Annotated in this window: 16 protein-coding genes; 1 reads left to right on the top strand and 15 read right to left on the bottom strand. The window is 40.3% G+C overall.

The genetic code is table 11. From position 1 onward, the window contains the following. Positions 1 to 92: 92 nt before the first annotated feature. The 12 genes from KQI58_RS09535 to purC form a co-directional block, all read right to left on the bottom strand. Positions 93 to 1,529, bottom strand: coding sequence for a PLP-dependent aminotransferase family protein (locus KQI58_RS09535; protein ID WP_216408611.1), 1,437 nt, complete (start codon positions 1,527 to 1,529; stop codon positions 93 to 95). A 205-nt stretch (positions 1,530 to 1,734) separates the two neighbouring features. After that, entirely contained in the window at positions 1,735 to 2,712 is a 978-nt protein-coding gene (gene guaC / locus KQI58_RS09530; protein ID WP_216408610.1) for a GMP reductase, read from the bottom strand. Between the two features lie 234 nt (positions 2,713 to 2,946). Continuing rightward, positions 2,947 to 3,375, bottom strand: coding sequence for a DUF3788 family protein (locus tag KQI58_RS09525; protein ID WP_216408608.1), 429 nt, complete (start codon positions 3,373 to 3,375; stop codon positions 2,947 to 2,949). Positions 3,376 to 3,717: 342 nt separating this feature from the next. Next, positions 3,718 to 4,968: a phosphoribosylamine--glycine ligase gene (purD, locus tag KQI58_RS09520; protein WP_216408606.1), complete on the bottom strand. Its 1,251-nt coding sequence runs from the start codon at positions 4,966 to 4,968 to the stop codon at positions 3,718 to 3,720. A gap of 15 nt (positions 4,969 to 4,983) precedes the next feature. Continuing rightward, positions 4,984 to 6,516 (bottom strand): bifunctional phosphoribosylaminoimidazolecarboxamide formyltransferase/IMP cyclohydrolase, encoded by a 1,533-nt coding sequence (gene purH / locus KQI58_RS09515; protein WP_216408605.1) that lies wholly within the window; start codon positions 6,514 to 6,516, stop codon positions 4,984 to 4,986. A gap of 81 nt (positions 6,517 to 6,597) precedes the next feature. After that, positions 6,598 to 7,173, bottom strand: a complete 576-nt coding sequence (gene purN, locus KQI58_RS09510; protein WP_216408603.1) for a phosphoribosylglycinamide formyltransferase — start codon at positions 7,171 to 7,173, stop codon at positions 6,598 to 6,600. Beyond that, on the bottom strand, positions 7,170 to 8,213 hold the full coding sequence (gene purM / locus KQI58_RS09505; protein WP_216408601.1) for a phosphoribosylformylglycinamidine cyclo-ligase: 1,044 nt from the start codon (positions 8,211 to 8,213) through the stop codon (positions 7,170 to 7,172). Before purM ends, purN begins: the two co-directional genes overlap by 4 nt. A 197-nt stretch (positions 8,214 to 8,410) precedes the next feature. Beyond that, on the bottom strand, positions 8,411 to 9,850 hold the full coding sequence (gene purF, locus KQI58_RS09500) for an amidophosphoribosyltransferase (protein WP_216408599.1): 1,440 nt from the start codon (positions 9,848 to 9,850) through the stop codon (positions 8,411 to 8,413). Next, positions 9,835 to 12,054, bottom strand: coding sequence for a phosphoribosylformylglycinamidine synthase subunit PurL (purL, locus tag KQI58_RS09495; RefSeq protein ID WP_216408597.1), 2,220 nt, complete (start codon positions 12,052 to 12,054; stop codon positions 9,835 to 9,837). The genes purF and purL overlap by 16 nt, the downstream gene beginning before the upstream one ends. Beyond that, entirely contained in the window at positions 12,054 to 12,734 is a 681-nt protein-coding gene (gene purQ, locus KQI58_RS09490; RefSeq protein WP_216408595.1) for a phosphoribosylformylglycinamidine synthase subunit PurQ, read from the bottom strand. Before purQ ends, purL begins: the two co-directional genes overlap by 1 nt. A gap of 1 nt (position 12,735) precedes the next feature. After that, positions 12,736 to 12,990 carry a phosphoribosylformylglycinamidine synthase subunit PurS gene (purS, locus tag KQI58_RS09485; RefSeq protein WP_016180334.1) on the bottom strand — a complete coding sequence of 85 codons (255 nt, stop codon included), beginning with the start codon at positions 12,988 to 12,990 and terminating at the stop codon, positions 12,736 to 12,738. Between the two features lie 2 nt (positions 12,991 to 12,992). Continuing rightward, positions 12,993 to 13,709: a phosphoribosylaminoimidazolesuccinocarboxamide synthase gene (gene purC / locus KQI58_RS09480; RefSeq protein WP_216408593.1), complete on the bottom strand. Its 717-nt coding sequence runs from the start codon at positions 13,707 to 13,709 to the stop codon at positions 12,993 to 12,995. Between the two features lie 256 nt (positions 13,710 to 13,965). Here purC and KQI58_RS09475 point away from each other — a divergent pair, with 256 nt between their 5' ends. Next, positions 13,966 to 14,337, top strand: coding sequence for a hypothetical protein (locus KQI58_RS09475; RefSeq protein WP_216408590.1), 372 nt, complete (start codon positions 13,966 to 13,968; stop codon positions 14,335 to 14,337). 43 nt (positions 14,338 to 14,380) lie between these two features. Here KQI58_RS09475 and purB read toward each other — a convergent pair whose 3' ends face one another. The 3 genes from purB to purE all read right to left on the bottom strand — a co-directional run bounded on the left by purB (position 14,381) and on the right by purE (position 17,351). Next, the gene (gene purB / locus KQI58_RS09470; RefSeq protein ID WP_216408588.1) at positions 14,381 to 15,676 is read right to left on the bottom strand and encodes an adenylosuccinate lyase; all 1,296 of its coding nucleotides are present in this window, start codon (positions 15,674 to 15,676) and stop codon (positions 14,381 to 14,383) included. 72 nt (positions 15,677 to 15,748) lie between these two features. Next, positions 15,749 to 16,870, bottom strand: coding sequence for a 5-(carboxyamino)imidazole ribonucleotide synthase (gene purK / locus KQI58_RS09465; protein ID WP_216408585.1), 1,122 nt, complete (start codon positions 16,868 to 16,870; stop codon positions 15,749 to 15,751). Next, positions 16,863 to 17,351 carry a 5-(carboxyamino)imidazole ribonucleotide mutase gene (gene purE, locus KQI58_RS09460; RefSeq protein WP_216408583.1) on the bottom strand — a complete coding sequence of 163 codons (489 nt, stop codon included), beginning with the start codon at positions 17,349 to 17,351 and terminating at the stop codon, positions 16,863 to 16,865. Before purE ends, purK begins: the two co-directional genes overlap by 8 nt. Positions 17,352 to 17,459 lie beyond the last annotated feature (108 nt).

Here is a 17,459-nt window from a genome sequence, read left to right as displayed (position 1 = left end):
CTCTTTGAACTCAGCCTGTGAAAACGCTTCATTAGGCTAGGCTTTTTTGAGTGCACCTTCTTTCAGTTCTTTAGGGTAGAAAACGTGTTACTTTACTCTTGACTTATTACCACTAGACTTAACTCTTTTGAAATTACATGCATCTTAGTAAAAAAATCTTGTCGAGTTTGCTCTGTCATTCGAGTGTAATTTACTCTCATAGCCATTGTATCATTACTAAATAAAAATGCGGGAGCGATCGCCAATTTTTCTCGCAGAAAAATATCCCAATCTTTTCGGGTTAAACGCTGATGACGCCAAGTCAGATAGACATAGATGCCACCTTCAATAGTAGAGATATGCCAATCCTCAGTAATCGTTTTTGCCTGATCGATAAAAGCTTTGGCCTTCTGCTTTAAAGCAACAACTAATTCTGCTTGATTCTGTTCAAACTGCGGATCTGTTAAGGCGGTATGAGCAATCACCTGCGGAAACACACTAATAGAAAAGTCCATCATCTGTTTTGCTTCAGATAAACGTTGAATCAAATTCTGATCAGCCACAATCCAACCAATTTTGATCGATGAACCAAATATCTTCGAAAGCGAACCTAAATGAATGACTTGATGAGGAGCAAGCTCTTTTAAAGATGGGGGCGCTTGTCCGAAGTTCATCTCGCTAAACACTTCGTCTTCTACAATCGGCAGCTGGTATTTAAGGCTGAGTTCGATTAACTCATTTCTGCGTTTCTCCGACATCGTCGTTCCTGTTGGATTTTGAAAAGTCGGATTGAGAATGATTAGTTTTATTTTTTTAGTCAGAATCAATTGCTCCAATTTATCAATCCTCATTCCTTCCCGATCCATTTCTACGCCATAGAGTCTGACCCCGGCGCTAGCAAAAATGGGTAAGGAGTATAGAAAGGATGGATCTTCAATTGCCACACTATCTCCACTTTGGAGCATCACCTGCAATAATAAAAACATTGCTTGCTGTGCGCCTGAAGTAATTAGGACTTGATTGGAAGAGACATCGATTTTCTGTTCTAACTTGATTCGTTGACAAATGACTTGCTGCAAAGGACGATAGCCTAATGGACTTTGCTTTTTTTCTTCAAGTAATAACTCTTCCCATGTATAAGACGGAAAACGAAAATCCGGAATCATACTTAACGGCAGTTCACCCGAGTACAGATCAATAGCAGCAGAATCCTTCAGCAATTGGGACACTTTTTCTACAAATGGTTCCTTTGGATGAGTCTCCTGGGTAAATAAACTGCGCCAGTCTACTCTAGGAATCGTACTCCTCCCCCAGTTTCCTTCGTTCACAACGGTTCCGCTACCTTGTCGTCGCAATAACCAGCCAAGACTAGCTAATTCCTCCAGCGCGTGAACGACGGTTGAACGATTCACTTGATAATATTCTGCTAGTTTGCGTTCTGCAGGTAACCTATCACCGGGCTGCAACGTGCCATCCTGAATATAAGAGATAATCTGTTCGATAATTTGTTGATAGATCGGTGTTGCTTTTTCCTCCGCTAATTGCCACATACTCTTTCCTCACTTATTATTGGATGACTTAAAACTAACCCAATTATATCTTACTGTCAAACGTACAAAAAGACACTAAAAGCATGAAAAAACAAACGTGTATCTTTCTATCGATTAAAGATAGAGAGATACACGTTCGCTTTTACATTATTAAAATGATTCTTTAAAGACTTTTGATACATCTTTTAAAGTTTTCTAAAAAGCTTTAAATAGTATCACCATTAAAAATTGAGTTTTTAACTACTACGTAATCAACTTTCTGCAAGGCTTCCAAATCGTTGCCGCCAGCATAAGAGATTGATGATTGTAAGTCTTGCTGCATTTCTACTAAAGTATCCTTTAAAGAACCTTTATAAGGAATCCAGATTTTCTTACCCTCAACATTTTTCTTTTCACCCTTTTGAAACTCAGAGGCACTGCCAAAGTACTCTTTATAAACAACGCCATCTTCTACTTTGGTCTCACCAGGAGATTCTTCATGTCCGGCAAATAATGAACCGATCATGACCATTGTTGCGCCAAAACGGATTGATTTAGCGACATCCCCGTGGGTCCGAATTCCGCCGTCCGCAATAATCGGTTTACGCGCTGCCTTGGCACACCAGCTTAATGCTGCTAATTGCCAGCCGCCAGTCCCAAAACCAGTCTTAATCTTAGTAATACATACTTTTCCCGGTCCTATTCCAAGCTTGGTTGCATCAGCTCCCGCATTCTCTAACTCACGAACAGCTTCAGGTGTACCAACATTGCCAGCAATTACAAAAGTTTCTGGTAAATATTTTTTAATATGCTTAATCATATTGATAACAGGATCTGAGTGACCGTGTGCAATATCGATTGTAATATAATCTGGATTCAACTTTTCCTCTGCCAACTGCTTAACAAAATCATATTCATATCCTTTTACACCCACACTAATAGATGTAAACAGACCACGAGACTGCATTTTCTTAATGAATGGGATTCGTTCCTCTTCATAAAAACGATGCATAATATAGAAGTAACCATTTTCTGCCAAAAACTCTGCGATGCTTTCATCAATAATCGTTTGCATATTGGCTGGTACGACAGGCATCTTGAAACTAAATTTTCCTAATTGAACGGTTGTGTCGCACTCTGATCGACTATTCACAATACACTTGTTAGGGATCAGCTGAATATCTTCATAATCAAATACTTTCATATTGGCCTCCAATGAATAAGATAACTATCTCATTTTAATTTTTATCACACGTTTCATTGCACGAAATAAGATGAAAGAAGTCTTTTTTCCAACCACCTTTTTTATGCTAAAAAATATGAAAAGTATGAACGATAAAAAACATAGGGCAGTATCGCCCTATGTAATTTACAACATATTCACCTAAAAAGCAAGTTGGTTTTAAATTTTATTACAAAAAACACGAACGTTTAGTTTTCAAACCAACGCATTCCTTAATTTTTTTGCCTGTAGACTGATTAGGAAGATAACATCTTCCATTTCCTCTTCATTGGTCACCTTCATTTCAATCTGCTGAGTGTTCTTTGATACATCTTCGAACTTTTCTTTGAACTCCTCTGACATAACTTTTACCATCGGTGTTAGATAACTGATCCCGAAATCCGGGAATGGCGTAACTACCGAAAAAAAGTTTTCATGAATCTGAATGCGACACAGCACCCCATCATATTGTTCGATTACTAGCTTCCAGCCGGATTGCTTTTGGAAAATATATTTGATTGTCGGATCATAATGTCTCATGATTTGAGCTAACAAAATTTTTAAATACTGAGAATTGGGTAGTCCGGATAGAATCGTCTGCAATTCGTGATCCTCTTCATCAGCTTTGGATTGTTTCCTTTCCATAGTCCTCGCCTCTTTCAATACGCTTTGGAACGAAAAATAATTCTAACTAATGCACTTGCCTCTATGAGTTAATTCTTTTTATTTTTCTTCAAATTCATATATTTTTCTAACGCTTTTTTCATATTTAGTTTACCACTTTTAATTAAAGCTGTCATTTTTTAAATCTGCTATCCTTTTGAACATGAAAAAGGCTTCGCGAACTCGGTCAGCTTTTGCTTATTGCTGATAAAGCTAGTTCGTGAAGCCGGATATGGATATACCTGCTGTAAAACAATTTATTCATGTAAAATTATTATACTTTCTCCATAGTAAAAAAACGACCAAATGCCCGTTTTTTTTCACTTAGTTTAATGATTTAGCACCGATATCTTTTCGATAGAAATATCCGTCAGTCTGGGTATTATCCAATGCTTGATAAACCTTTAATTGTGCCTCTTCAATCGTTTCAGCTTCCGCCTCTACTAAGAGAACACGTCCACCTGATGCACTAATTTCTCCTTGATTATCAGTTACTCCCGCATAGTAAACCGTAACCTGTTCATCAAAACTCGGAATCGGCATTCCTTTTTGATACTCATTGGGATAACCTTCAGCCGCAAGTACAACTCCGACTGATGCCAGATCACTCCAAACCAATTCTGGTTCTTGATCGTTCAAAATATCTTCAATTACTTGTGCAAGATCACTGGTTAATCTTGGCAGAACCACTTGTGTTTCGGGATCACCAAAACGAGCATTGAACTCAATAACTTTTGGACCAGCAGTTGTAGCAATTAAACCTGCGTATAAAATTCCTGTAAACGGTGTCCCATTTTTCACCATTCCAGCTGCAGCTGCCTTCAAAATATTCTCAACAGCAGTATCAACCATTTCTGAAGAAATTTGCGGTACTGGCGAATAAGCGCCCATCCCACCTGTATTTGGTCCCTGATCATTGTCATAAGCCCGTTTGTGATCCTGTGCAATGACCATTGGATAAACTTTTTCATTTTTTACAAAAGCAAGCAATGAAAATTCTTCACCAGCTAAAAACTCTTCAACAACAACTTTATCTCCACTTTCGCCAAAACGATGATCCGTCATCATTTCCTTTAAGGCCTGTAACGCTTCATCTAAAGTCATAGCGACTGTAACGCCTTTACCAGCGGCTAATCCATCTGCTTTGATCACGATTGGCGCGCCTTTTTCCTTCACATATGCACAAGCAGCTTCAAAATCGGTAAAAGCTTCATAATCAGCCGTTGGGATCTGATTGTCTACCATGATTTTTTTAGCAAATTCCTTTGATCCTTCGATCATCGCAGCTGCTTTATTCGGTCCGAAGATACGAAGACCAGCTGCTTGAAAATCGTCCACGATACCGTTCAGTAATGGAATCTCTGGTCCAACAAATGTCCAAGAAATCTCCTTTTCTTTAGCAAAAGAGATCAACTCGTCATGATTATCCTCAGCGATCTCTACTAGTTGGATGCCATCCTTCTTCATCCCAGGATTTCCCTTAGCACAAAAAACATCCGTTACATGCGAACTCTCCAACATTTTTTTGGCGATGGCGTGCTCACGACCACCGCTACCAATAATTAGTATTTTCATTGCGTCCTCCTCAAATTAGTGTCTGAAATGACGAACGCCAGTGAAGACCATCGCTACGCCATATTTATTAGCCATTGCGATTGAATCTTTGTCACGGATACTTCCACCCGGCTGAACGATTGCTTTAATTCCATGCTGTGCAGCATATTCTACACTATCATCCATCGGGAAATACGCGTCGCTTGCTAAAACAGCGCCATCCATCCGGCCTTTTGCTTCTTCTAAAGCGATTTTGACAGAACCAACACGATTCATTTGTCCTGCACCAACACCAACGGTTTGATGTTCATTCGCAACAACAATTGCATTCGATTTTACGTGCTTAACAGCTTTCCATGCAAAAGCTAAAGCTCTCAATTCTTCCGCTGTAGGTTTGCGATCCGTTGCAACTTCCCACTCCTCAGGAATTTCTTCGACAACATCTTGATCCTGAACCAATAATCCTCCTAGAACAGATACAACTTCTGGTTGATTACTTGCTTGGTCGCTGAAATCTAAGGTCATTAATCGCAAGTTTTTCTTACCCGATAACACCTCGAAAGCTTCTTTGCTAAAGCTTGGGGCGATGATAATTTCTAAGAATAACTTATGCATTTCTTCTGCTGTTTCCAAATCAATTTCCCGATTTGCAACCAAGATTCCACCGAAAATAGAAGTTGGATCAGCTTCATAAGCAAATTGATAGGCTTCCGCGATTGTCCGTCCGCTACCGATCCCACATGGATTCATATGTTTTAATGCAACAACTGTTGGCTCAGCAAACTCTCTGGCAATCCGAATCGCTGCATCTGCATCTTTGATATTGTTATATGATAGTTCTTTTCCGTGTAATTGATGTGCGCTGGCAATTGAATAAGAAACAGGTAGAGCATTTTGATAAAAAGCAGCAGTTTGATGGCTGTTTTCACCATAGCGCAAAGGCTGCTTCAGTTCATAAGTCAATGTCATTTTTTCTGGTTCAACTTCACCCACACTCTTCGTTAGGTAGTCTGCAATTAATGCGTCATAAGCTGCTGTATGACGGAAAACCTTCGCAGCTAAACGTTTACGTGTCGCTAATGAAGTCGCTTGATCGCTTTTGATCTCGGCTAAAACAAGAGCATAGTCTTTAGGATCAACAACCACTGTGACTGACGCAAAGTTTTTAGCGGCAGAACGCAGCATACTCGGTCCACCAATATCAATATTTTCAATCGCTTCTGCTTCAGTTACCTCTGGTTTAGAAATCGTTTCTTTAAATGGATATAGATTCACACAGACAAAATCAATTGGTTGAATGTCGTGTTCATTCATTGCATCCATGTGCGTTGCTAAATCACGACGACCTAACAGCCCGCCGTGAATTTTGGGATGCAACGTTTTTACTCGACCATCCATCATTTCAGGAAATCCTGTTACTTCATCGATACTTAGCGTTGGAATCCCCGCTTCGTCTAAAACTTTTTTCGTTCCACCGGTAGAAATGATTTCAATTCCAGCCTGAACTAAGCCCTTAGTAAATTCTACAACTCCGGTTTTATCTGAAACACTTATCAATGCTCTTGTCATGATGACTCTCCTTTAGAAAGTTTTTTCACTTTTGCTTTACATTTGTTAAGTCTGCAATGAATCGGCTTAACGTTCTACCCTTTATCTAGAATGAAGTTCTTTTACAATTTCCGCTAAAACCTGTGGGTAAAGCTGGTGTTCTACTTGATGAATCTTTTTCTCTAAATCCTCTAAACAATCCGATTCAGCAACTTGTACTTTTCCCTGTGCAATAATCGGACCAGTATCTACCCCGCTATCCACGTAATGGATCGTCACTCCCGTTTCCTTCACTCCGGCTTCATAAGCATCTTTGATTCCATGTAAGCCTGGAAAATTAGGAAGTAATGCTGGATGAATATTAACGATTCGATTAGGAAATGCTTCTAACAAATCCTTTCCGATAATTCGCATATAACCTGCCAAGACAACTAATTCCACCTCATAACGCTTTAACTGCTCTAACAACGCAGCTTCATAGCTTTTCTTGTCACAAAATTCCTTTAGCTCAAAGCTTTCACAAGGAACACCGAATTTCTTCCCACGTTCTAGCACATACGCATCATGATGATCTGAAAAAAGCAGGACCAACTCAGCCTCAATCTTTTTATCCTTAATTGCTTGAGCGATCACTTCGAAATTTGATCCATTTCCTGAAGCTAAAACGGCTATTCTCATGCCTTTGCTCCTTTAAAAACAATCGGCGAGTTTTGTTTTTCTGTTACTTTACCGATTACAAAGCAAGTTTCATTTCGTTCCTTCAAATCAGCTTGCAACTCTGCTAATTTTTCTGGTGCAACAGCCAATACCATGCCAATTCCCATGTTGAAAATCTCATACATTTCCATTTCAGGAATCTCACCATATTTTGCCAGTGCTTCAAAAATCGGTAACACCGGCCAAGAGCCCATTTCAATTTCACAAGCTAATTTTTCTGGTAACATGCGCGGTAAATTCTCAACAAAACCGCCACCAGTTACATGGGCGATACCATTCACTAATTCCTTTTTAACCAAAGGGAGCACAGCTTCTACGTAAATTCTTGTCGGCGTTAAGATCTCATCACTAAGTTTTCCGGATAGTTCTGGTAATTTTTCATCGAGGGTAAAGTCATTTGTTTCAAAGAAAACTTTACGAACTAACGAGTAACCGTTTGAATGAATCCCTGACGATGGTAAACCTATTAAGATATCCCCAGCTTGAATATTTTCTCCGGTGATCATTTGATTTTTTTCAGCGAGCCCCACAGTAAAGCCAGCTAGATCATAATCATCTGCACCGTACATTCCAGGCATTTCTGCCGTTTCACCGCCGATCAAAGCAGCTCCAGCTTGGACACAACCTTCTGCAACACCTGCAACCACTTGTTCTAAGCGAGCTGGTACATTTTTACCAGTAGCGATGTAATCTAAGAAATAAAGCGGCTCTGCTCCCTGCGCCACAATATCGTTGACGCACATTGCTACACAATCAATCCCGATCGTATCGTGCTTATCCGCTTGGATAGCCACCATTAGTTTTGTCCCTACTCCATCTGTTCCAGAAACTAAAACTGGCTCCTTTAAATCAAATTGACTAAGATCGAAACAACCTCCAAAACCACCAATCGCTCCCATAACACCTAAACGTTCGGTTCTTTTTACGTGTTTTTTAATTCGTTCTACTACCTCGTAACCAGCTTCTACATCAACGCCAGCTCTAGAATATGCATTTCCCACTAGATCCGCTCCCTAATTATTATTGTGTCTATTCTTCAAAAAACGAAAATGATTTTTTCATACCACATACCATTCCAATAAACATTCATACCTTTTTAAGTAAAAGTGAGTGTTCTTATTTCAACGGCATGTCCTGAGAAAAATGGAACTAAAATCTTCATTTGTTTAATTTTTGTAATTTCGTCAACCGTTTACTCTTAATAGAAAGAAATTTTTTCCTTTAAAGTTGCTTGATAATGTTCCTCATAATCATACAGTGGTGTTGGATAGTCTCCATTGAAATAAGCCATACATAATCCTGAATAAGGCGCGTCAAAATCTAATCCAATTGCGTTGATTAAGCCTTCTTCACTTAAAAAGGACAACGAATCTGCACCGATCATTTCGCGAATTTCTTCAATCGAATGATTTGCGGCAATCAATTCTTTACGAGTTTGAATATCAATCCCATAAAAACACGGGTAGCGTAATGGCGGTGAAGCAATCCTTACATGGACCTCTTTCGCACCAGCTTCTTTTAAAAGATTGACGATCCGTCGACTGGTCGTCCCTCGAACAATCGAATCATCAACCATGATGACACGCTTTCCTTCTACAACGCCTCGCACAGCAGAGAGCTTCATCCGTACTCCTTGTTCACGCAGCTCCTGCGTTGGTTGAATAAATGTTCGTGCGACATATTGATTTTTTACTAAACCCATTTCATAAGGAATACCGGATTCCTCAGCATACCCGCTAGCAGCAGATAAAGAAGAATTTGGTACACCAACGACCATATCAGCTTCTATTTCAGCCTCATTTGCCAAGATGCGCCCCATATTTTTACGAGCACTATGGACATTCACGCCTGCGATATTCGAGTCTGGCCGTGCAAAGTAAATATATTCCATCGAACAAATCGCGTGTTGCGTATTTTCAGTAAAACTTTCGACCTTTAAACCTTCGTCGTTAATCGTGATGATTTCACCTGGATTAACGTCTTGGATAAATTTCGCACCTACGACTTCTAACGCGCAGGTTTCTGAAGCAACCACATAAGCGCCATTGACCATTTGACCGATTGACAATGGCCGAAACCCATTAGGGTCAAGTGCGGCTACCATGGAATCTTCTGTCAGCATCAAGTAGGCAAAACCGCCTTTAACAGTGTTCAAAGCTTCCTTCATGCGTTCACACAAGGTTTCCTTTTGACTGCGGCGAATCAAATGCATCAAGATTTCTGTATCGGAATTCGAATGGAAAATCGCCCCATCAATTTCTAATTCTTTTCGCAAACTTTTCGCGTTCGTCAAATTTCCGTTGTGGGCCAAAGCGAATGCACCATCATAAAAATTGAATAGAAACGGTTGAATATTATCCACGCTGCTTGTTCCCGCCGTCGCATAACGAACATGTCCAATCGCTGCTTGACCAGTCAAGCGACTCAATTGACGCTCATTTTTAAATACCTCTGAAAGGAGGCCTAACCCGCGGTGCCCATTCAATTTCCCTGCATCGTTGCTGACAATTCCTGCACCTTCTTGGCCGCGATGCTGCAAGCTGTGTAAGCCAAAATAAGTGACGCGCGCAGCATCTGGGTGTCCCCAGATGCCAAAAACGCCACACTCTTCATTTAAACTTTTTACTTCATTAAACATGGAATGGCTTCCTCCCATAATTCTTCAGCTTTCTTAGTAGCGACGTCGATTTCGCCGTCAAGTGCACTCAGCTTCAAGTCGCCTGTATTAGTTACTTCACCGATTTTCACTGCTTTTTCACCCGCCAAAGCTTCGAAATCTGCTTGCTTCTCAGATTTTACAGACAAGACAAAACGAGATTGTGTTTCTGCAAACAGATTTTCAACGGGCATCTCGACAGTGATGTCAACGCCAAGCTGATTGGTGAATGCTGATTCAGCAACTGCTACTGCCAGACCGCCTTCCGCACAATCATGAGCACTTGCTACTAAGTCCGCTTTGATTGCTGAAAGGACTAAGTCTTGATTTGCCTTCTCAACAGCTAAATCAAAGTCCATTAATTTCCCTTCAATCAAGCCCTTTTGCATTTTTTGAATCTCGGTACCATTAAAGTCCGCTTTAGTTTCACCAACGAGATAAACCAAATCACCAGCAGCTTTAAATTCCTGCGTTGTAATATGTGACAGGTCTTCGATCAAACCAACCATACCAATCATCGGTGTCGGATAAATAGCTTTACCGTTAGTTTCGTTATACATCGAAACATTTCCTGAGATAACCGGAGTGTTTAGTGTCCGGCAAGCTTCTGAAATACCATCGGCTGAGGTCCATAATTCCCAGAATCCCTCTGGTTTTTCTGGCGAGCCATAGTTCAAACAGTCCGTGATCGCTAACGGCTGTCCTCCAGATGCAACAATATTACGAGCTGCTTCAGCCACCGCAATCTGCCCACCGATTTCAGGATTCAAGTATAGATAACGTGCATTACAATCAGTTGTCATCGCCAATGCCTTGTTTGTTCCGCGAACACGCAAGACTGCCGCGTCGCTTCCAGGTCGAACAACTGTGTTTGTCCGAACTTGCGAATCGTATGTTTCATAAATCATCCGCTTCGAAGCAATTGTCGGTTGTTGTAATAACGCTAATAGTGTTTCAGTTGCATCCGTCACTTCTGGTTTGAAATCAGTCATATTAGCAAATTCTTGAATCCGTGCTGGTTCACGTTTCTCATTTTCATAAACAGGAGCATCTTCGGCAAGTGCATCGACTGGTAAGTTAGCTACTTCTTCACCATGATGGTACAAACGATATAATCCATCATCTGTTACCTCACCGATTGTTACCGCGTCTAATTCATACCTTTTAAATAGTTCAACGACTTCATCTTCATGCCCTTGTTCCACACAAATGAGCATCCGCTCTTGTGATTCAGATAACATCATTTCGTATGGTGTCATATGCGTTTCCCGTTGTGGGACATCATCTAAATAAAGCTTCAATCCAGATCCAGCTTTTGAAGCCATTTCTGAACTAGAAGAGACTAATCCAGCAGCACCCATATCTTGAATACCTACCAAGATATCTGAATGATCTAAAATTAATTCCAAACAGGCTTCCAATAATAATTTTTCCATGAAAGGATCGCCAACCTGAACGGCAGAACGCTGCTGTTCTTCACCTTCAACAAATTCTTCTGAAGCAAAAGTCGCTCCATGAATCCCGTCACGTCCAGTTTTTGCACCAACATACATGATGGAATTGCCGACACCTTTGGCCTGTCCTTTTTGGATGTCCTTATGATCGATCAAACCAACGCACATCGCATTAACTAAAGGATTGCCTTCATAGCAAGGATCAAAAGCTACTTCTCCGCCAACTGTCGGGATACCAATACAGTTTCCGTAACCGCTAATTCCAGCAACGATCTCTTCTAATAAATATTTTGTCCGTTCCGTCGTTAATTCCCCAAAGCGTAAAGAATCTAAGATCGCGATCGGACGCGCACCCATACTGAAAATATCGCGGATGATTCCACCAACACCTGTTGCGGCACCTTCATAAGGTTCAACAGCTGAAGGATGGTTGTGACTTTCTGCTTTGAAAACAACAGCCTGATTGTCACCGATATCAACAATGCCGGCACCTTCTCCTGGTCCTTGTAATACTTGAGGTCCATCTGTTGGGAATTTACGCAGAACTGGCTTCGAGTTTTTATATGAACAATGCTCACTCCACATAACAGAGAAAAGTCCTGTTTCTGTATAATTTGGCATGCGACCAAGAATGTCTTCTGAAATCAAACGATATTCTTCATCAGTCAGTCCCCAACCAGCATAAATACGCTGATCTTTGATTTCTTGCGCTGTCGGTTCTAATTTCATCATTAGTTTGCAGTCACCTTTCCAAAATTTGTCAAAATAGAAGCAAAGAACTTCTTACCGTCATCAGAACCTAGCAATTTCTCCATTGCTCGCTCTGGGTGAGGCATCATGCCTAAGACGTTACCAGCTTTATTCGTAATGCCGGCAATACTCTCGATACTGCCATTGATATTTTCACCTTCATAAGTAAAGACGATTTGATTGTTCGCTTTTAACTCAGCTAATGTTTCATCATCACAGTAATAATTTCCCTCACCGTGGGCGACTGGGATTTGAATTACTTCATCTGCTTGATACTCAGATGTGAATTTTGTTTGATTGTTCACAACTCTAAGCGACGTAATTTTACTGATAAATTTTAACGATTCATTCCGACGTAAAGCTCCTGGTAAAAGACCCGCCTCCGTTAAAATCTGAAATCCATTACACGTACCGAAAACTGGCTTGCCTTCTTCAGCAAAACGAATCACTTCTGACATAATGTTGGCAAAGCGAGCGATCGCACCGCAACGTAAATAGTCTCCATAAGAAAATCCACCTGGTAATAATACACCGTCAAATCCTTCAAGACTGTCTGCATCATACCGAACATACTCACAATCGGCTCCCATGATTTCCTTCATCGCCCAATACATGTCCAAGTCACAGTTAGAACCAGGAAATACAATGACCGCAAATTTCATGCTACACTTCCTCCGATGTCAAAATTTCGTAACGATATGTTTCCATATTGACGTTGGCTAATAATTTGTCACAAACCTCTTCGATCATTTCTTCCACAGGACGATCGCTTTTGGCAACTTTGATTTCAAAATACTTACCAATCCGAACATCCTCAATCTCATTGTAGCCCATACGGTGTACAGCACCTTTTACGGCTTCTCCTTGTGGGTCCAATACAGAATCCTTATACGTTACATAAACTTTCACAAAATACATCCTTATTCTCCTCGCTTTTCTAATCTATTTAGTACTTCTTGATATACCGGAATGATGTCACCTAAGTCACGACGATAAATATCTTTATCCAAGTGTTCATTGGTCTGTTTGTCCCATAAACGACAAGTATCAGGAGAAACCTCATCTGCCAATAAAATCGAGCCATCTTTTTGACGACCGAACTCCAATTTGAAGTCAACTAATGTAATATCTATTGAATCAAATAGTTCTGTTAGTGCCTCGCCAACCGCTAAAGCCTTCTGACGTAACTGAGTGAGCTCTTCAGCAGTAGCAAGTTCTAAAGCAAGAATATGCGCATCGATAACCATTGGATCATCTAACGCATCGTTTTTATAGTAGAACTCAACAATTGGTGATTTTAAAGGAGCACCTTCTGGAATCGCTAATCGTTTCGAAAAGCTACCTGCGGCTATATTTCGCACAACTACTTCTAAAGGGATGATTTCAACATTTTGAATCAATTGTTCATTGGCAGAAAGCTGCTTGATATAATGATTAGCAATTCCTTTACTTTTTAAGAAATCAAAGATTAATCCAGTGATTCGATTATTAAGTTCGCCTTTACCGCTAATTTGATCTTTCTTTGCCCCGTTTAAAGCAGTGGCTTGATTCAAATATTCGACCCACATGATAGCTGGATCATCTGTTTGAAACAATTGTTTTGCTTTACCTTCATAGACTAAAGTTCCTTTTTCCACGTCATAACGCTCCCTTTTCATGAACATTTATAAACGAACTACTTTAATTGTTCGTTTCTTAATTTCTTATTTAGTGTAACAACTGAAATTAGATTTTTCAATATTTTATCGGATATTATAATGAAAGAAGTCTGTCAATGTTCGTGTTTAACCAAGGCATTCAACTTCCTTTCTAGAACCTTTACAAAGACAGCGTTTACATTTTGTGAAAATGGTGCTATATTTAATTCGAATGATATATATGGGGGAATCGCTTATGTTAGATGCGCCGGCAGCAGCTAAAAAATTTCTTGATTCAATGTTAGAAACAGACAAACAACATTTATTAAATGCGTTATTAGGACTCGACACAACTCATAGTATTAACTGCAATACCAGCTTTTATTCCTATCGTAATCTAAAAAAATTACTGCACCCAAGACAATCTCAAGCCATGCAGTCTTTACGTTTTTCCAATCAGTCTCAGGATGAATTGATCATTCGGCAATTGAAGGATCACTCCTTCTTGAAGAATTCCTATCGGATTGAAATTCGTTTGAATTCACAGACTTATGATTATCAATTGATCAGCTGTTTATTGGAACGGCTCCATGAAAGTTGTTTTGTAGACGTATATTCATATGCTTAATTCAAAAAAACTCTTACCGCAAAAAAATGCGGTAAGAGTTTTTTTATTTGATTCCGACACGTTCAAAGACTGTATCGACATTTTTAAGGTGATAGTTATAATCAAAAGCGTCGTCCAAGTCAGCTTTGGATAAAACATTCGTAATTTTTTCATCTGCATCCAAAAGCGGACGAAATTGCGTTTGATTATCCCAAGCATAGGCTGTTTTTGGTTGAACCAAATCATACGCTTCTTCACGAGTCATACCTTTATCAATCAACTTCAGCATCACTCGCTGACTATAGATCAAACCAAATGTTGCTTCCATGTTGCGTTTCATATTCTCTGGGAACACGGTCAGATTTTTCACAATGTTACCAAAGCGATGTAGCATATAGTCAACTAGAATTGTTGTATCTGGTGTAATGATCCGTTCCGCAGAGGAATGAGAAATATCACGTTCGTGCCACAAAGCAACATCTTCAAAAGCAGTAACTAAGTGCCCGCGCACAACACGAGCCAAACCAGTCATGTTTTCTGAACCGATTGGATTTCGTTTATGAGGCATCGCAGAAGAACCTTTTTGTCCTTTTGCGAAAAATTCTTCAACCTCACGTGTTTCAGATTTTTGTAAGCCGCGAATTTCCGTTGCAAAACGCTCAATGGATGTCGCAATCAAGGCCAGACTTGAGAAGTATTCAGCATGTAGATCCCTTGGTAAGACTTGTGTTGAGATTTCCTGTGGGCGAATACCTAATTTTTCACAGACAAATTCTTCAACAAATGGCGGGATATTGGCAAATGTACCGACTGCACCAGAAATTTTTCCAGCTTCTACACCCTTCGCAGCATGTTCGAAGCGTTCGATATTACGTTTCATTTCTGAGTACCAAGTAGCTAATTTCAAGCCAAAGGTCGTAGGCTCTGCATGAACACCATGCGTCCGTCCCATCATAACTGTATCCTTGTGCTCTAAAGCTTTTTCACCAATGATCGTTAGAAAATCCTGTAAATCCTGACGCAAAATATCATTTGCTTGTTTATATAAATATCCATAGGCAGTGTCAACGACATCTGTACTTGTCAAACCATAATGAACCCATTTACGTTCTTCCCCTAATGTTTCAGAAACCGCACGTGTAAAGGCTACAACATCATGTTTCGTTGATTGTTCGATTTCTAGGATACGATCGATATCGAAGCCAGCGTTCGCACGAATTTTTTCAACATCTTCTTTAGGAATCTCGCCTAATTCTGCCCATGCCTCATCAGCTAGGATTTCAACTTCCAGCCAAGCTTTATAACGATTTTCATCGCTCCAGATGTTTCCCATTTCGTCTCTTGAATATCTAGGTATCATTAATTTTCTCCCTCGTAAAATCATTTAATTTTTTTAACTATAAACTCAAAAACACATTACCAAATAGAATGATTAGTCCCATGTTTCGGTTTTCTTGATATCGTCCAGTGTTCGTTGAATGCTATCAGTTAAGATCGTGATATGGCCCATTTTGCGTCCCTTTTTCGGCATAGCTTTACCGTAATAATGAAAATGCCATTCCGGCCATAAATCAATAAGTTCGTAAGTCTTCAACAGGTTCTCGCCCAAAACATTAACCATTACCGCATTTGACAATAATTTCGGCTCACTCAGCGGCCAACCGCAAATTCCACGAATATGCGCATCGAATTGACTCATATTACAGGCTTCAATCGTGTAATGCCCAGAATTATGCGGACGTGGAGCGATCTCGTTAACATATAACGCGCCAGCTTTGGTTAGGAAAAATTCCACACAAAGGGTGCCCACTAAATCGACTCCTTGAGCAATCACCTTAGCGATACGACTCGCCTCTTTTGCCACTGCGGCATCGATTCCTGCTGGAACGATCGTTTCATGCAGAATATTATTACGGTGAACATTCTCCACTACCGGAAATGTCACGTAATCGCCAATATTATTTCCTGCAACTTGAACCGATAACTCTTTTTCAAATGGAATCCAAGCCTCTAGTACACAAGTACCTTGACGCAAAAGATTCATCGAAGGGGCTAAGTCAGCCGTACTGTTCAAAACATATTGTCCATGTCCATCATATCCCCCACGCGTTGTCTTCAAGACACACGGATAGCCGATCCCTTCGATCGCATCTTGAATATCTGTTGGACTGATGATCGTTGCATAAGGGGCGATCACGATATTATTGTTTTCTAAAAAGGACTTTTCCATCAAGCGATCCTGACTGATAGCTAATAGGTCAGTTCCTTGAGGTATATTGGCAAAATGTTGAATATGGTTGATGGTATCAACATCCACATTTTCGAACTCATAAGTGATCACCTGCGATCTGCGAGCCATTTCCTCTAGAGCCATTTGATCATCATAATCAGCAACAATATGCCAATCCGAAACCTGCGCAGCCGGGCAATCTTCCGTTGGATCAATCACTCCTGTACGGAATCCCATTTCCTTTGCACTGATAGCCATCATGCGGCCTAGTTGTCCTCCGCCTACGATACCAATCGTAGAGCCTGGTTTTAACGATTTAACCAAGTTGTTCACTACTTTCCAATACAGTTTCTGTCATTTGCTGCCGCTTGTTTTCCAGACGTTCAGCTACTTTGTTATCATACATTGAAAGCATCTGTGCCGCAAGTAGTCCTGCGTTGGTTGCTCCAGCTTTTCCGATTGCTGTAGTGGCCACAGGGACACCACCTGGCATTTGTACGATTGATAATAATGAGTCCAAACCGTTCAAAGCCTTCGATTGAACAGGAACACCGATTACTGGGAGTGTTGTTTTGGCTGCTACCATACCTGGTAAATGAGCCGCTCCGCCTGCTCCAGCAATGATTACTTTAATTCCTCGCGCGCGAGCCTTTTCGGCAAAGTCGAACATTAAGTCAGGTGTGCGATGAGCAGAAACCACTCGTTTTTCATATGCCACACCTAACTCATCAAGACTTTCGCATGCAAACTTCATTGTCTCCCAATCGGAGGTACTGCCCATAATAACTGCAACTTCTGGATTCATAATTTACCCCTTTCATTATTCAAGCTTATTTTAGCAAGTAGACTTTCGTAAGTCAAAATGTAATTCGAATATTAACAGATAACTCTAACCTATTGTTCGTTTTTTACT

Origin of the sequence: Enterococcus raffinosus (genome assembly GCF_018917525.1) — a bacterium.
Taxonomy (GTDB): domain Bacteria; phylum Bacillota; class Bacilli; order Lactobacillales; family Enterococcaceae; genus Enterococcus_A; species Enterococcus_A raffinosus_A.
This window is presented reverse-complemented; position numbering and strand designations above follow the sequence as displayed.

Excerpts from the sequence above, each read along its gene's own strand:
- purD (WP_216408606.1), bottom strand. The coding sequence starts at position 4,968 with ATGAAAATACTAATTATTGGTAGCGGTGGTCGTGAGCACGCCATCGCC.
- purS (WP_016180334.1), bottom strand. The coding sequence starts at position 12,990 with ATGTATTTTGTGAAAGTTTATGTAACGTATAAGGATTCTGTATTGGAC.
- purN (WP_216408603.1), bottom strand. The coding sequence starts at position 7,173 with ATGAGAATAGCCGTTTTAGCTTCAGGAAATGGATCAAATTTCGAAGTG.
- guaC (WP_216408610.1), bottom strand. The coding sequence starts at position 2,712 with ATGAAAGTATTTGATTATGAAGATATTCAGCTGATCCCTAACAAGTGT.
- purL (WP_216408597.1), bottom strand. The coding sequence starts at position 12,054 with ATGATGAAATTAGAACCGACAGCGCAAGAAATCAAAGATCAGCGTATT.
- purQ (WP_216408595.1), bottom strand. The coding sequence starts at position 12,734 with ATGAAATTTGCGGTCATTGTATTTCCTGGTTCTAACTGTGACTTGGAC.
- KQI58_RS09475 (WP_216408590.1), top strand. The coding sequence starts at position 13,966 with ATGTTAGATGCGCCGGCAGCAGCTAAAAAATTTCTTGATTCAATGTTA.
- purB (WP_216408588.1), bottom strand. The coding sequence starts at position 15,676 with ATGATACCTAGATATTCAAGAGACGAAATGGGAAACATCTGGAGCGAT.
- purF (WP_216408599.1), bottom strand. The coding sequence starts at position 9,850 with ATGTTTAATGAAGTAAAAAGTTTAAATGAAGAGTGTGGCGTTTTTGGC.
- purH (WP_216408605.1), bottom strand. The coding sequence starts at position 6,516 with ATGACAAGAGCATTGATAAGTGTTTCAGATAAAACCGGAGTTGTAGAA.
- KQI58_RS09535 (WP_216408611.1), bottom strand. The coding sequence starts at position 1,529 with ATGTGGCAATTAGCGGAGGAAAAAGCAACACCGATCTATCAACAAATT.
- KQI58_RS09525 (WP_216408608.1), bottom strand. The coding sequence starts at position 3,375 with ATGGAAAGGAAACAATCCAAAGCTGATGAAGAGGATCACGAATTGCAG.
- purE (WP_216408583.1), bottom strand. The coding sequence starts at position 17,351 with ATGAATCCAGAAGTTGCAGTTATTATGGGCAGTACCTCCGATTGGGAG.